Genomic DNA, 15,726 nt, shown 5'->3' on the forward strand with positions numbered 1-15,726 from the left:
TCGGGCAAGTTTCACGTTGGCAGCCGAGGCGTGGCTGTGACCTTCAGCGATAAATGGCAGTTTTTCTTCAGGGCTTGATAGCTGATCCTGATCCCGCGTTGCTGGCGGGATGCGGAGGCAGTCAGGGCAGCCCGGTTGCGTCCCTGATCCGCAGGATGGTCTGCCGGCTGGTCTTGAAGCTCCGCGCCAGGGCCGACACGCTCGCACCTTCCCCGAGTTGGCGGGCGACCTCCGCGCGCTGCTCGCCGGTAAGACTGGCTGGCCGGCCAAGCCGCCGGCCTTCCGCCCGCGCCCGGCTCAAGCCAGCCTGAGTCCGCTCGATCAGGAGATCGCGCTCGAACTCCGCGACCGCGTTGATCACGGCCATGGTCAGCTTGCCCGTCGAACTCGTCAGGTCGACCCCACCCAGCGCCAGGCAGTGGACCCGCACCCCGAGCTCGTCGAGCCTAGCCACGGTCGCACCCACGTCCATGGCGTTGCGGCCGAGCCGGTCGAGCTTGGTCACGATGAGGACGTCGCCCGCTTCGAGCCGATCGAGCAGGCGGGCGAACCCGCGGCGCTGCCCGACTGCGGTGGATCCTGACACGGTCTCGGTCACGAGGCGGCGCGGCTCGATGGTGAACCCGGCGGCCTGGATCTCGGTGAGCTGGTTGTCGGTGGTCTGGCCGGGGGTCGAGACGCGGAGGTAGGCGAAGGTGCGCGGCATGAGGTGGATTTGTCCGGAAACCCTGACCAGAAATGAACACCTGTCCGGAATACGCAGAAGCTAGATTTTGAACAGGGTAGGGCGCCCTGTCCAGAACCGGTCGGTTCCGGACAGGTCTAGCGGGCAACAGCCGCTGGTCTGGCAGGCCCGTGACGGACACTGCCATCATGGCCTCTTTCGCGAACCTCGCCGGAGGCGACCTTGTCGAGGCATCTTCCGTGCATTTTACCGCTTTCACTTGAAATATCGAACAAAATCCAATATAACATCGAATATAACATATGCATCAAATTTTAATAACTGGGCAAAAAATTAAATCGCTTTTTAAATCTGAAATCTCTCAGGCAGTCCGCTAAATTCCCTAGTCACGACGCGAACGGAAGGCCACGCAGCATCATGATTGACGCACGTAACGTTCTCGCCACAACCGCATCATCAGCATCATCAACATCAAATTATGTTACTTTGTTATTTGTTCGTTATCCTTCCGAGGCTTGAGCGTCAAGCGCTTGAAATAAAACGAAGGCCACACGCCAGGCGTGTGGTCAAGTTTGTAACCGTGCCTTACAATCAAATACGCGATAGAAACATTCGTGATTGGTGGCTTCGGTGATTGATTCGCGCATTAAATCACGAATTCAAATGGTTTTTGCCAAATCCGCGTCGCATTTGTTTGTAAAACTTGAAATATTTTCAACTAATATCATGCATATGTCGAGCGACCATTTGGCGGGTTGGCATGTATCGCCGATAAAAAACATGTATCGCCGATAAAAAAACTTGTTAGCGCGATGCGCGCTGCCATTGCCATGGGAAGTCTTGCCGGTGCCGTCTGCCTCGGGGCCGGCGCACGGGCCGATGTCGGCCGGTTCAAAACCGAACCTGTCTATTTCCGCTTCGTGGCAGAACTCGAATTCGAAAAGGCCCCGCTCACGATCGACATCGTGGTCGCCTGCCAGCAGCACCGCACCCAGTCGAGAGCCCTCGGTGGGACAAGCGAGACGCTCGGCATGTCCGCCTACCTCTTCGCCGTCCCGCTGCCGGGCGGCCATGCCGTCACGGTGCGGACGGTCGGTGCCCGCGGCATTCCGGATCCGTGTTCGGGCGCTACGACCGCGAATGGCCGCGTTCCGAAGGACTGGCTGCCCCTGGTCGTCTGGTACGATCGGGCCGACGACCTGTCCCACGGGCTCGGCTACGTCAACCAGGACGCCTACGCCAACCCGATCGCGCGGCTCGGCTTTCGCGGCGCCCGCGTGGCGGCGGCGACCGCGCAGGACTTCGATCGGTTCTTGCAGACCGGGCCGAAGAGCCTCCTGCCGCCCGATCTCTCCGGGAGCATGTCCGGCACGAACAACCTCTTCCTGGGACGGCACATCCCGGTCACGGCCGAGTATATCGCCCATCCCGAGAAGGCCTGGCGCTATGCGGGCCCGCCCACCTGCCGGGGCGTCCGCCGGATCCGGTTGCCGGAGGCGCTGCGCGACACGGTGCGCGCCCTGTGGCCGGCGGATCGGCCGGAGCGCTGGCAGCCGCCGAGAGCGGTCGAGTACGACCTGAAGATAAAAGCCGTCAACGATCCGAAGGGACCCCGGCTGGAGAGCTACGATCGCGACCGTCGCTCGGCCGGTCCTGCCTCGGACGACACCGTGTTTCCGGTCCTGTCCAACGAAGCGCTGCGGGGCCTGGGGCAGGACCCGCAGCGTGCGGAAGCCTTCTCTCACGACGCTCTCGTCGACGAGATGCCGTCGCTGCGCGGCTTCGTCTATTGCGACAGCGATGCCCCGCCCGCCCTCGTCGAGGCCCTGCTGAAGCGCCCGCCCGAGAGGTTCGCCATGGAAGGGCGCCGGACATGCCGTCTCGGCGCGATGCCGGTCCGGGTCCGGTCATGGGGCTGCAGCGGTAGCTGGATCGTTTTCGAGCGAGATGACTACGCCTTCTTCAATTATACCCCTTAGTGGAGCTTTATCCTCATGAGTGCAGTTACCGACATCTCCAAATCTGGCGCTGGCGTTCCGTCCGACCAGTTGTCGCGGTACGCCGGGCTCGCGGACTGGGTCTATCACCGCGACACGGCGGACCAGGGATTCGGCCTGGGCGAATTGGGATATGATGAAATTGTCCAAATAGATCGCGCCGCAGCTGAACGGTATGGCTTTCAGAGGTCGGCGAAAGACGGCTTCATCTACAATGCCGCGACAGGCTTCACGGCCGCGATCGTGGAAGGCGACACCGGTCCTATCGTCGTCTTTCGCGGGACGGATCTCGCGGCCGTCGATAAGACGACAATCTGGGACATGTTTACAACCAGGACGAGCGGTCCGAAGCACGATTACCTGGACATCGTCGCCGATCGCTCGCTCGGGCAGGGCGTGATGCCGGCCGGGACGCAGGCCCAGGACGTGATGAACCTGATGGAGCTGCTGAAAGCGAAGGTGGGGTCGCTGGAGAATGTCACGGTCGTCGCTCGGGGGCGGCCTCGCTGGCCTCGCCTCAGCGGTCTACGGCGTTCGCGGCGTCCTGATCGACCCGGCACCTTTCCGAACGGAGCTCATGTACCTCGCGGCGGCACGAGCCCTCGAGCAGACGAGCGACGGGAATGGAGGCTTCCTCCGCGTCTCGGAGGAGGCGACGAACCCGAATCTCATCGATCTTGAGATCGTCAGGAAATACGACACCTCGATCTGGAGGGAGTACAAGACTCATTACCAAAACAATCTCTCCCGATACGAAGCGAACATCGCTTTGACAAATACGTATTTCGTCAAGGACGAGGTCCTGAGATATGGACTGACCCTTGCCGCCATGGGGCTGGCTGGAGCGAAGCATTTCAGCGAGTCGCGGCCGACGTTCGACGCAGGGGCATTAAGCCTGAGTCCACTGGAATATTTCGGAATTTACCGTGCAGTGGCACTCCACAATCCCACGTTCTTCGCACTGGCGGCGCGCAGCGAGGCCGCGGACTTGTCGAAGAGCTTCACAAAACTCCTGAAGGACGACGCAATTCTCCGGGATATCTTCATCGGCGACAAGGCCGGGATCGCCGGAGCGCCGACGAAGGCCCGCGGCGACGATCCCTCCATCTCGACGACGAGCCGCGTGGCCGCGGCCGGACCGGACCCATCCGTCCTCCAGCGGGCCTTCTTCAAGTCGATCAGCACGGACACGGATCTCTACGCAGCGTTCCATCGCCTGGTCAGCGAGACGATGGCGACCGGGGCAGTGAGCGAGGGGCGCGGCGGCAGGCCGACCCAACCCTCCCTCTATGGCGGCCTCTCGAAGCTGGTGCTTGGCGTCATGCGCGATGTCGTCGCGAATACTTCGACCATCGACGAGATCAAGCAGAAGATTGGCAATATTGATCTGAACTTCTCCGGTGAGGAGCGAACTGATTTCTTCAAAACCGGGTTGCAAACGAAGGTCGTGGTGAATGTCGAGGACATAGAGGCCACGGGCAAGGACTTCATGGACAAGGACGGCCTCGCCTATGGGGTCGGCGACATCAACCGCGTCGTCTGGAACGCCCTGATCAAGGGCGGCGGAACCCAGGTTGTCGAGAAGGCTCTCGACATCACGACCGAAGAGGTCTTCGGTCCGAACGCGAAGGGGCTGCCCTGGAAGGTCGTCGTCGCCCAGGCGGGAAGTAGCGAGGAGCCGTTCGAGTACGCCGCCGGATCCTCCGGTGACACGCTGTCCAAGCTGAACCAGCTAATCGTCGGCGGCAAGGGAAGCGACGAGATCACCGGCTCGTCGAAGGACGACATCATCCTGGGCGGCGCCGGAGCCGACAAATTGTTCGGCGGCAAGGGCAAGGACATCCTCGTCGGAGAAGCCGGGAGAGACGTCCTCGACGGTGGCGCAGGCGACGCCGTCTACCATGGCGGCGACGGCGCCGATATCTTCGTCGTAGATGCGAAGGCCGACAAGATCACGATCGTCGGCGCCGACAGCACGGATCGGCTGTTTGTCCGTGCAAGTGCAATCCGGTCGACTAGGTCGGTCTCCCTGCGCGACATCAGATACGACCTTTCGCTCCTCGAGAAAGGCATTCCGATCCTCGGCGGCATCGCACCAACTGAAGGCAATGCTGCCTGGACATGGGGCAGATATCGCAGCGAGCTCAATTTCCCGGACGGGAATATTTATCCTCTGAGCTACAAAGCGACCATAGAAGGCGGCGCCGGTGGACAGACGCTCCGTCTTGAGATCATGGATGTCGGAAAGGCTGGGCATACCGTCACTGTAGATGTCCTCGGCTGGCGGTCTGGCCAACTCGGCATGAGGGCTCAGCCGTTCGCCGAGACCGATGACCTGAGGCGCAAGGTCACCAACAATTACGAGTACGGCGTGCTGCCGAAATCCGGCAACATGCAGACAGGCGAGGACGGTGCCTCGGACCTGCAAAGAATGGCTCCCTACAGCCTCGCCTCCGACGAGGGAGCGATGCGGTCCGCTGCACGGAGATCCGGCGACGACACGCTCGTCGGAACGACCGACGACGACTACCAGTACGGGGCCGGCGGAGACGACGTTCTCCTCGGTGAGGCCGGCGACGACGAGCAGCAGGGCGGCCTGGGCGACGATCGACTGGTCGGCGGCAGCGGGGCTGATGTCCAGGACGGCGGCGCCGGGGCCGATACGTACGAATTCGCGGTCGGCGACGGCAACGACGTCATCCAGGACAGCGGCACCGACGAAGAGGAACTCGACGTTCTCTCCCTCGCCGGCATCACGCCCGACCAAGTCCGCCTGGGCTTCGAGAACGACACTCTCGTCGTCACCCTGGCCGACTCGGGTGAGACGATCCGCATCGTCGGCCAGTTCGAGGCGGTGCTGAGGAGTTGGGCGGCACAGCGCGGCATCGAGCAGATCGCCTTCGGCGATGGAACGATCTGGGATCGGGCGGAGATGCAATCCCGCTCCGGCGTCTTCACGCCCACCTATGCGGTGACGGGCACCGGCGACCCCGACACCCTGACGGGTGACTTCGGCGACAACGCCCTCAGCGGATTGGCGGGTGACGACCTGCTCCTGGGCCTGCAAGGCAACGATCGACTCGTCGGCGGGGCCGGCGCGGATCGGATGTTCGGGGGCGACGGATCCGACAGGTTCGTGGCCGAGAATTCCGATGGCGACGATCAGATCGACGGGGGAGCGGGCATCGACACCCTCGATTACTCGGGAATTGGCTACCGCGTCGTCGTGGACCTCACGAACGGGACTGCAACCGGTTTATCGATCGGAACGGATTCCGTGACCGGGATCGAGATCGTGCAGGGCACGGCATCCGGAGACGAGTTGACGGGCTCGGCAGCAGCCGATCAGCTCTACGGCGCCGGCGGGAACGACGAGTTCAGGGGTGAAGCGGGCGACGACCGCCTGGACGGCAGCCTCGGCTCCGACATCTATCGCTTCGCCCGCGGCGATGGGGTGGATACCATCATCGATTACGGCCAGAACACCGATGTCGACGAGATCCGCTTCGATGACGGCATCGCGCGGTCCGACATCTCGTTCCGGCGAGGGCCCGGCGGCGGCGACACGGTCGTCCTGTCGATCGCGGGCGGGCGCGACGCGATCTTCCTCGAGGGACAGCTCGCCGCGCCAGCACAGGGCATCGAGCGGTTCGTGTTCGCGGACGGCACGGTTCTGACCGCCGGCGAGATCAGGGCGACGCTGCTCGCGGCCGCGCAGACAGCCAGCGACGACACGATCTATGGGACCGTGGGCGACGATGTCCTGTCGGGCGGCGCCGGCAACGACGCCTTGTCGGGAGGTAAGGGCGACGACGTCTACGTGTATGCACGTGGCGAGGGCAGCGACATCATTGAGGACGAGGCCAATGACGCGTCCGAGAACACGATCCGCTTCACCGATCTGGATCCCGACGACCTGACCTTCGGCCACCGGACGTCCGGCGACCTCGTGATGCGCGTCGCCGAGACCGGGGAGACGATCGTCGTCAGCCGGCAATTCGTCGATGCGGGGTACCGCGCCTTCGGGGTCGGGCAGATCGCGTTCGCGAACGGCCTCGTCTGGGATCGCGCCGCCATCGACGCCTCGTCCGGTGCGATCTCCGACAACGCCCTGCCGACCGCCGCCGGTGTCCAGCTGACCATGGTCGAAGACGCGGTCCTGAGGATCCCGGCCGCGGATCTTCTGGCGCATGCTGCCGACGCCGACGGCGACAAACTTCGGATCGCGTCGGTGTTCGACGCCGTCAACGGATCCGTGGAACTCGATCCCGACGGATCGGTCACGTTCCGACCGGACGCCGAATTCTCCGGCCAGGCACGCTTCACCGTCGAGGTCTCGGACGGACAAGGCGGCGCGGCAACCGCCGAGGTCCTGATCGACGTTGCCGAGAGCAACGACGCTCCGGTCGCAGCGGGCGAGCCTGAAACGGCTGCGGGGCTCCACAATGCACCGATCTATGGCCAGCTCCTCGCAGCGTTCGACGGCGATTTCGACGTCCTGCGATACAGGCTCGTCGCCGGATCGGAAGTCGGCGGCACGGTCGTCGTCGACGAAGGCGGCGCCTACGTCTTCACGCCGTCCACGAATTTCTCGGGGTCGGCCTCCTTCTCCTACTCCGTCGACGATGGGGTGGCGCAGAGCGCTGCCAAGGCCGTGAGCATCACCATCGAGGCCAGCGGTGCCGCGAACCACGCGCCCGATCTGGCGGCGACCTTCTCTCTACAGGTCGTGGAGGATCAAGCGGCCACCGCGCGCATCACCGCATCGGACGTCGACGGCGACGCGCTGACCTACGCGGTCAAGCAGGGGGGCGAACCCGCCAGGGGCTTGGTCTCGTTCGGCACAGGCGGCGCCTTCACCTACACCCCGCTCGCCGATGCCAACGGGAGCGATGCCTTCACGGTCGTCGTCTCGGACGCCAGAGGCGGCATCGCAGAGCAGACCGTTCAGGTGACGATCGCGGCCGTCAACGACGCGCCCATCGCCGTCGCCGATGCCGGCAGCGCCGGTGAGAACGAGGTGAAGGTCTTCGACCTGCTGGCCAACGACGCCGATGTCGATCATGGCGACAGCCTGAGCCTCGCCTCCTTCGCCGTGCGGAGCGTCGACGGGGTGCCGGGTGGCCTGTCGCTCGCCTCGGCGCAGACCGCCTTCTCCATCCAGAACGGCAAGCTGGCTTTCCATCCCGGCACACTGTTCGATCTCCTCTCCTCCGGACAAACCGCGACCATCGTCGTCGACTACGTGGTTCAGGATGCGGCGGGAGCCCAGTCAACTGCCGGCTTGACCCTCACGGTCGTCGGCGCGGACGAGCCGGTCATCAGCGGCACCGCTGGTGCCGATACCCTCTACGGCACGGCGGCGGCGGATACGATCCGCGGCCTTGCCGGGAACGATGTCATCTGGGGTCGCGACGGCGACGACCTGCTCTACGGCGAGGCTGGCGGCGACGAACTGAACGGCGAGGGCGGCGATGACCTCCTCGACGGAGGAGCCGGAGATGACACGATGGCTGGCGGCGAAGGGAACGACGTCTACGTCGTCGACTCGGCCGCCGACATCGTGTCCGAGGCCGCAGGCGCCGGGACCGATGAGATCCGGACCACCCTTGCCAGCTACACGCTCGGCTCCAACGTCGAGAACCTCGTGTATCTCGGGACCGACGTATTCACGGGGACCGGCAGCACCCTGGCGAACATGCTGACGGGAGGCGCCGGAAACGACAGGCTCACCGGTGGGGACGGCGACGACACCTACCGGGGATTGGGCGGCAACGACGTCTTCTACGGAGGAGCCGGTGCCGACAGCCATGACGGCGGAGACGGCTTCGATACCGTCGACTACAGTGCCTCGGACGCGGCGATCGTCGTCGACCTGCCGACACCCGCCAACAACACCGGAGACGCCACCGGCGATACGTTCTCCTCCATCGAACAATGGGGGCTCTCGGCCTACGCCGATCGCTTCGTGGGTGGGGCTGCCATCGACTACGTCTTCGCCCAGGACGGCAACGACACACTCCTGGGCGGCGCAGGCGACGACTGGCTCGCCGGGGGGGCGGGAGCTGACAGCCTCGACGGCCAGGACGGCTTCGACACTGCCGACTATACCGGCGCTTGGGTGGCAGTCACGATCGACCGCGTCACCGCAGGCAACAGCGCCGGTGACGCTGAAGGCGATACTTTCGTTAGCATCGAACGCTTCCATCTGTCCCAGTATGATGATCGCTTCGTCGGATCCTCGGCTAGTGAGTTTATCTACGGGAATGGCGGGAATGACACGCTGATCGGCAACGATGGCGATGACTGGCTGATCGGAGGCTCGGGCTCGGATGCGCTGACGGGGGGCAACGGCTACGATACGGCAAGTTACTTCTCGTCGGGCGCGGCTGTAATCATCGATCGTTTGACAATGGTTAACAGCAGTGGCGATGCGGCTGGAGACATTTTCGCGACGATCGAAGCCTTCCAGCTGAGTGCAGCCTACGATGATCGCTTCGTCGGCAGCGACTCAGCCGAATGGGTCTATGGCGGTGGCGGGAACGACACGTTGATCGTAATTACCCAGGGGGGTGCCGTGACGGGCGGCTCGGTCGCGGCTTAGGTGTCATGTCGCCCCCCCTTGCCGTCTGATGGTTTGGCTGATTCCCTGTCGGGATGAGCCGCAGCGATTTGGAGCGCCTGAGCAAGGAGGAACTGATCGAGCTGGTGCTGAAGCTGCACCGGCCGGAGAAGACCTCGCGCACCTCGTCCAAGCCGCCGGCCACGGATCGCAAGGAGAGGCGGGAGAAGTCCCGTCCCGGCGGGGCCAAGCCCGGGCATGAGGGCCACAAGCGGGCGCTGACCCCGGATCCGGATCAGGTGGTGGAGCATCGGCCCTGCGCCTGCTCGTCGTGCGGCGAACCACTGCCGGCCGACCTTCCGGCCGAGGTCGTCAGCGTGCACGAGCGGATCGACCTGCCGCTGGTTCGCCCGGTGGTGGAGCAGCACCGGCGCCTGTGCGTGACCTGCCCGGCCTGCCGGACCCGGGTCGCCGCCCGACGCCCGGCGGGAGCCGACGCGACACCCTTCGGGTCGCGGCTGCACGCGGTGGCGACCTACCTGAAGACCTTCCAGGCGCTGTCCTACGAACGGTTGCAGGCGGCGTTGTCGGACCTGTTCGGGCTGAAGCTCAGCCAGGGCGGGCTGATGAACGTGCTGCGGCGCGCCCAAGGCTGCTTTGCCGGGGGCCGGGACGCGGCGCTGGCGCGTCTGCGGCAGGCGCCGGTGGTGGCCTCGGACGAGACCGGGGTGCGGATCGAGGGCACCAACAGCTGGCACTGGGTGTTCCGCTGCGAGGAGGCGGTGGTGCATCACGCCGCCCCGAGCCGGTCTGCTGCTGTCGTCGGCGAGGTGATGGCCGGGCACCGGCCTTTGGTGTGGCTCTCGGACCGGTACTCGGCCCAGCAGGGACACGGCGAGCGCCAGCAGACCTGCCTGGCGCACCTCGCCCGCGACGTGGCCTATGCAGCCGAAGCCAGCGACGACCTGCTCGCCCTGCGGTTCAAGTGGTGGCTCGACAACGCCTTCGGGCTCGCCCGCCGGCTGACCGCGTTGGCCGCCTCGACCCTGGCGCGCAAACGGCGCGAGTTGGAGGGGGATCTCGACGCCCTCCTGAAGGTGCCCGCCACCTGCGACCTCACCCGAGCGCTCCAGACCCGGATGCAGCGGGCGCGCGACCAGCTCCTGACCTTCGTGGCCTTCCCGGGGAAGGTCGACGTGACCAACAACGCCTGCGAGCGCGACCTCCGGCCGGCCGTGGTCCAGCGCAAGGTGACAAACGGCTATCGGGCGATGTGGGCGGCCAAAGGCGAGGCAGACGTGCGCACCGTCGTCGCCACCGCCGCCCTCCGGACCAAGGCCACGCCCTTCACCACCCTGCTCGCGACCATCACCGCCTGAGCAACCCCCCCTCCAAGTGAAAGAGGGGGGGGCGGAAAACGCGCGTGCCGAAAAATACCCCCTGGGTAATTACCGTTGATCGGCAACGACGGCAATGATTTCCTGGATGGTGAGGAGCAGAACGATATCTTGACCGGTGGCGCCGGGGCCGACACTTTCGCGTTCTACGAGCGTGGGTTCGGAAAGGATGTTGTTACCGATTTCGTCAGCGGCGACTTCATCGAGTTCTCGACCTCGGCGTTCTCGAGCTTCGCGGCCGTCCAAGCCCATGCCGCGCAGGTCGGAGCTGACACGGTCATCACCCTCGATAACGACAACACAGTCACGCTCCAGAACGTGGACGTCGGCAACTTGAAAGCTGCCGATTTTAGTTTCGTCTGAAATTTTTGAATTGACCCATCCAAGCAGGTGAGGCGGGCAGCGCCGCCTCACCTCCGCTGCTCTTCTCTCGTCAGTCGAAAGGAGCCCCATAAGGCGCCCGTCACCTCCTCTCGGACGACCCGCCCCTCAGTCCAGATCGAGCATCAGGCGCAGGTTCTGCACCGCGGCGCCCGAGGCGCCCTTGCCGAGATGCCCCTGAAACCGGGACACAGACCGCGCAGGGTCGAGAGAGAGAGCACCCCGACCCCAACGGCATCCTCGAGCTGTCGAAATCGATACGCAGCGCGCTATAGCCCTGACGCCCGGGTCAGGTTGACCCGGAAGCGTTCGCGCCGCCGCTGGTATCGCCTTGTCATCTCGGCCGAGGCGTGACCGAGTTGACGCTGCACCAGCGCCTCCTCGACCTCCGCAGAACTCGCCAAGCCCGCCCGCAGCGAGTGACCCGCGAAGGCCAGCGCCCGCTCGCTCTCTGGCAGGTCGCCGCGCAAGCCCGCGGCCATCGCCGTGCGCTTGACCAGCCGCACCACGTGCTTGTCGGACAAGCGGGCCGCCGAGACCTCGCCCTTCGCTCCGGTGATCGACCGGAATACTGGTCCGTGGGCGATCCGCCCCAGCCGCAGCCACGTCTCCAGCGTCACGACCGGGCAACTGCGCTCCGACGAGCCGCGCCCGACCTCGACCGTCCGCCAGCCTGTCTTGCCACGGACCGTTAGCAGCGCCCCCTCGGCCAGGATCTCGATCCAGCCCGCGCCGTCCGCCGTCTGGCCCGGGCCGCAATCGAGCCCGACGATCTCGGAGCGGCGCAGGCCCCCGGCGAAGCCGACGAGCAGGATCGCCTCGTCGCGCAGGCCCCTCAGGTCGGCCTCGAGCGTCGCCGCCATGGCGAGCAGGTCCTCGCCGAGCACTGCCTCCTTCTGGCGTGGCGGGCGGGCGTGGCTGCGGCGGATGCCGGCCATGATACGAAATCCGGAAGATGACTTCCGGATTTCGTATCATCAGCCCGCGCGGCGCCTGAGCGAGGCCGCTTTCCGGATCGCGAAGCGATCAATCGGAAAGCGTATGACATCGGTGATGTGGCGGTCGTCGCGCGCGAGCGGCGTTCCGGCCGAGCGATAGCGGGTGGTTCCTCGGCCTCGATCAGATCCTGCGCGTCGCGCCGCCATGGCTCGGCACCCTGCGCCTGCGCCAAGCCCTTGTCGCCGCCGCCGCGACCGGGCGCCTGCTCCGCCTGCGCGAGGACCTCGCCGCGTTCCGCGACGCCCATCACCTCACCCGGCCCACCGACGATCCCGGCATGGCCGGGCACCTCCACCGCGCCTGGCGTGGCCTGGCCTCGCAGCCCACGCGGATCGATTCAGGCAGTCTCGCTCGCCTCGGCAGCCTGATGGCCCCCGCCGTCGCTCCCGAGCACTCCTCTTGACGGTCGGCGACCACGACGCCGGTGATCCGGTCGTCGCCGCCGCGACCAACCGCCGCGCGCCTGCGGATCGCGCTGCCGGGCCCGGACGGTGTGCTCCTCGGCCTGATGGTCGCCGACCTCGTTCTCGCCGCCCGCCTCGGCTGGGCCAATCCGGTCCCGCTGCTCGCCACCGCCCTGGCGCAGCCCGCGCTCCGCGCCCGGCTTGATCACAGCCGCGCGTCCGTGAGCGCTCCGGACTGGATCGCCGTCTGTCAGGCCGGCTACGCGGCCGCGCTTGCCGAGACCTACGCTCGCGCAGTCGACCTCGCCCTGCTCGCCGACGACGTCGTCGCGGCGAGCCACATTGCCGGCCTCGGCTCTGAACGAGCCGCCCGGCGCTTCCTCGACCGCCTGGCCACGCTCGGGGTCGTGCGCGAGCAGACCGGGCGCACAACGTTCCGCCTGTACGGCCTCTGACGTGGCCCGCGCGCGATCCCGCGCGTTCGATCTCGCGCTCGCCGGCCTGCCGCCCGAGGCGCGCTGGCGCGCCTGGATGGGGCACGTCGAGGCCGTGCTGTTCGCCTCGCCCACGCCGGTTCCGCGCGAGACCCTGGCCCGGGTCGTCGGCCCGGAATGCCGGCTCGACGCGCTGATCGCCGACATCCGCGACGAGTTGCGCGCCCGGCCCTACGAGCTCGTCGCGGTCGCCGGCGGCTGGCAGCTGCGCACGCGGGCGGAGTTCGCCCCCGCCATCCGGGCCGCCAGCACCGTCCCGGAGGAGGCGAGGGGAGGGACGCTGACGGCGGGCGAGCAGTTGGTCTCGCCACCATCGCCTACCTGCAGCCAGTGACCCGGATGGCCCTTTCCCGGGTGCTCGGCCGTGAGGTGAGCCGGGACGTGATCGGGCGGCTGAAGCGGCTCGATCTCGTTGGAGCCGGGCCGCGCTCGCCGGAGCCCGGCGCGCCGCTGACGTATGTCACCACCTCGACGTTCCTCGCCCGGTTCGGCCTCACCTCGCTGCGCGATCTGCCCGACATCGAGGCGCTGGAGGAAGCCGGATTGCTCGACCCCATCATGTCGGGCGACGCGCCATCCGATCCCTTCGACGCCATGCTGGGGCTGTCCGGTGAGGAGGCCTGACAACAGCCATACAAGTCGGCCGGCGGCCCCCGTAGCTGTCGCCGCCTGGCTCGCACCGACCGGCAACGTCCATCCCCGCCCAGGCCCAGACGCGCCATCAAACCCACGTTGGAGACGAGGCCGTGGCCGCCTGAGCCAAGGCAACAAGCCTCCGAAAAACCCGGACCGGCTCAGGCGGATACATGACGGCTCTCGAACCGACTGGCCCAAAGCCGATGCTCACAGACTTTTGCGAAACGGGGGCCGTCCATACATGATGCGGAGAGACGGCAGCATGTGTGCCGGATCGATCGGCGCAACCGCTCGCACAGGCTCTCAGCTCATGATGAGGCCGCCATCGACGTTGATGGTCTGGCCCGTGATGTAGGCGGCGTCTTCGCTTGCCAGGAACGTGACGAGACCGGCGACGTCCTCGCCGGATCCGGCCCGGGCCATCGGGATGCCGCGCACCCACTCGGCCATCAGCTCGCCGGGCTCGTAGCTGCCGAGGAGCTTGCCCCAGGCGGCATCGTTGTAGGCCCACATGTCGGTGTCTATGATACCCGGGCAGAACGCATTGACGGTGATCCCCTCCCGGGCGACCTCCTTCGCGAGGCTCTGCGTGAGGCCGACCACGCCGAATTTCGAGGCGGCGTAGTGCGGCGTGTAGATGAAGCCCTGCCGCGCCTGCCCCGACGCCGTATTGATCAGCCGCCCGCCCCGGCCGTGACTGCGGATGCGCCGAATCGCCTCCTGGCAGCACAGGAAGACGCCCTTGGTGTTGACGTCCATGGTCGTGTCCCAGTCGGCCTCGGTCATGTCCTCGATCTTGGCGATCGTGATCACGCCGGCGTTCTGAACCGAGACGTCCACGCCGCCGAACTGCGCTTCGGCGGCATCATACAGCGCCGTCACGGCGGCCTTGTCGGTCACGTCGCACAGGAAGGACGCGGCCCGGCCGCCCTCATGCACGATCGCGGCGGCGACCTCCTCGACGCGCGCCTCGTTGGCGCTCACCAGGATTGCAGCGCCCTCCCGCGCGAAGCGCCGTGCGATCGCGGCGCCGATGCCGCGGCTGGCGCCGGTAACGACGACCGTCTTTCCCGAGAAGCGGCCTTCTGTCTTGCTCATGAATCTCAGTCTCCCTGAAGTATCCCCTCGAACGGCCCGGCGACGTCCCCGGCCAGATGCTCCGCGGTGGCGTGGTCCGTGATCAGAACGTCGAGATAGCCGCCGTTGAGGGCGGCGGTGATGGCCGGGATTTTCCGCAACCCGCCCGCGACCCCCACGACGCGCTTCGAAGCCTTGATCTGATCGAGCGGGATGCTGATCACCCGGTCGTTGAGGGGCGTGATCACCGGTGCGCCGCTGCCGTCGAAGAACCGCAGGCCCATATCGCCGACGGCGCCCTGCGCCGCGAGTTCGTCCAATTCCTGCCGGGTGAAGGCGTTGCCCGAATTTGCCAGCATCAGCGACGGCGTCATCGAGCCGATTCCGACGAAGGCCAGCGTCAGGGAGGAGAAGCAGGCCACGGTCTCGGCCACGAACGGATCCCGCAGCAGCACCGCCCGACTCTCCGCCGATCCGGCGACGCCGGGCGCCGGAAGGAACTGCGCCTTCGCTCCCGTGAGCTGCGCCATGCGGGTCACGAGATGCTGCGCGTGCGACTGGACCGCGGGGCTGCCGATCCCGCCCATGATCTGCACCACCTGCTTCGCCTTCGCCCGCTTGATCGGGGTGATCGCGTCCACCATCCGGAGCAGGGACGAGCTCCAGGACGACATACCGATCACCTCGTCGTCGGCGATCGTCGTCTCGAGGAAGTGCGCCGCCGCCCCGCCGATCGCCGCCAGGATCGAATCCTCGCTCTGGCTCGCGCTCTCGGTGATGATGACGTCGTCGAGGCCGTACCGGTCGCGGATCCGCGCCTCGAGGTCCGCGAAGACGCCGGGCGGCGACGAGATCGTGATCCGAACGATGTTCTCGTCGAGCGCCCGCTTGAGCAGGCGCGACACACGCGCCTGCGGGATGTGCAGGATCTCGGAGATGTCCGACTGCTTCCTGGACTCGATGTAGTACATCTGGGCGATGCGGGTGATCAGGCGCAGGTCGTCGGCCCTGGACATGTGTGTTCCGCTCGCGTTGCCGGGTGAGGGGTGCTTGCCCCTCACGTCCCCTCCGCGGCCCCGGCGCTGTGCGCCGGG

8 protein-coding genes and 3 pseudogenes are annotated in these 15,726 nt (G+C 66.3%); 7 read left to right on the plus strand and 4 right to left on the minus strand.

Going from position 1 to position 15,726, the window contains the following annotated elements; translation table 11 throughout:
* Nucleotides 1-121: 121 nt before the first annotated feature.
* Complete coding sequence (locus tag AC3AOF_RS31375; RefSeq protein ID WP_236993389.1) at nucleotides 122-706, minus strand: recombinase family protein; 585 nt, start codon at nucleotides 704-706, stop codon at nucleotides 122-124.
* A gap of 734 nt (nucleotides 707-1,440) precedes the next feature.
* On the opposite strand from AC3AOF_RS31375, the gene AC3AOF_RS31380 reads away from it, so the two are divergent.
* The 5 genes from AC3AOF_RS31380 to AC3AOF_RS31400 all read left to right on the plus strand — a co-directional run bounded on the left by AC3AOF_RS31380 (nucleotide 1,441) and on the right by AC3AOF_RS31400 (nucleotide 11,004).
* Nucleotides 1,441-2,664: a hypothetical protein gene (locus AC3AOF_RS31380; protein ID WP_488349410.1), complete on the plus strand. Its 1,224-nt coding sequence runs from the start codon at nucleotides 1,441-1,443 to the stop codon at nucleotides 2,662-2,664.
* A 15-nt stretch (nucleotides 2,665-2,679) separates the two neighbouring features.
* Nucleotides 2,680-3,363, plus strand: a complete 684-nt coding sequence (locus AC3AOF_RS31385) for a hypothetical protein (protein WP_488349411.1) — start codon at nucleotides 2,680-2,682, stop codon at nucleotides 3,361-3,363.
* Nucleotides 3,260-9,286, plus strand: coding sequence for a calcium-binding protein (locus AC3AOF_RS31390; protein WP_488349412.1), 6,027 nt, complete (start codon nucleotides 3,260-3,262; stop codon nucleotides 9,284-9,286). The genes AC3AOF_RS31385 and AC3AOF_RS31390 overlap by 104 nt, the downstream gene beginning before the upstream one ends.
* A gap of 53 nt (nucleotides 9,287-9,339) precedes the next feature.
* The gene (gene tnpC / locus AC3AOF_RS31395) at nucleotides 9,340-10,623 is read left to right on the plus strand and encodes an IS66 family transposase (protein ID WP_236993540.1); all 1,284 of its coding nucleotides are present in this window, start codon (nucleotides 9,340-9,342) and stop codon (nucleotides 10,621-10,623) included.
* A gap of 75 nt (nucleotides 10,624-10,698) precedes the next feature.
* Nucleotides 10,699-11,004, plus strand: coding sequence for a hypothetical protein (locus AC3AOF_RS31400; protein WP_488349413.1), 306 nt, complete (start codon nucleotides 10,699-10,701; stop codon nucleotides 11,002-11,004).
* A 287-nt stretch (nucleotides 11,005-11,291) separates the two neighbouring features.
* On the opposite strand, the pseudogene AC3AOF_RS31405 reads toward AC3AOF_RS31400, so the two are convergent.
* Nucleotides 11,292-11,963, minus strand: a pseudogene (locus tag AC3AOF_RS31405) (tyrosine-type recombinase/integrase); the annotation flags it as partial.
* Nucleotides 11,964-12,184: 221 nt separating this feature from the next.
* Between AC3AOF_RS31405 and AC3AOF_RS31410 the strand changes: the two are divergent.
* Both AC3AOF_RS31410 and scpB read left to right on the plus strand, forming a co-directional pair.
* A pseudogene (locus AC3AOF_RS31410) lies at nucleotides 12,185-12,880 on the plus strand (DUF1403 family protein).
* A 1-nt stretch (nucleotide 12,881) separates the two neighbouring features.
* Nucleotides 12,882-13,543, plus strand: a pseudogene (gene scpB / locus AC3AOF_RS31415) (SMC-Scp complex subunit ScpB).
* Nucleotides 13,544-13,858: 315 nt separating this feature from the next.
* On the opposite strand, the gene AC3AOF_RS31420 reads toward scpB, so the two are convergent.
* Nucleotides 13,859-14,653, minus strand: coding sequence for an SDR family oxidoreductase (locus AC3AOF_RS31420; RefSeq protein ID WP_236993392.1), 795 nt, complete (start codon nucleotides 14,651-14,653; stop codon nucleotides 13,859-13,861).
* Between the two features lie 5 nt (nucleotides 14,654-14,658).
* On the minus strand, nucleotides 14,659-15,648 hold the full coding sequence (locus AC3AOF_RS31425) for a sugar-binding transcriptional regulator (protein WP_236993393.1): 990 nt from the start codon (nucleotides 15,646-15,648) through the stop codon (nucleotides 14,659-14,661).
* Nucleotides 15,649-15,726 lie beyond the last annotated feature (78 nt).

The sequence above is a fragment of the Methylobacterium sp. 142-1Y genome, assembly GCF_057747795.1.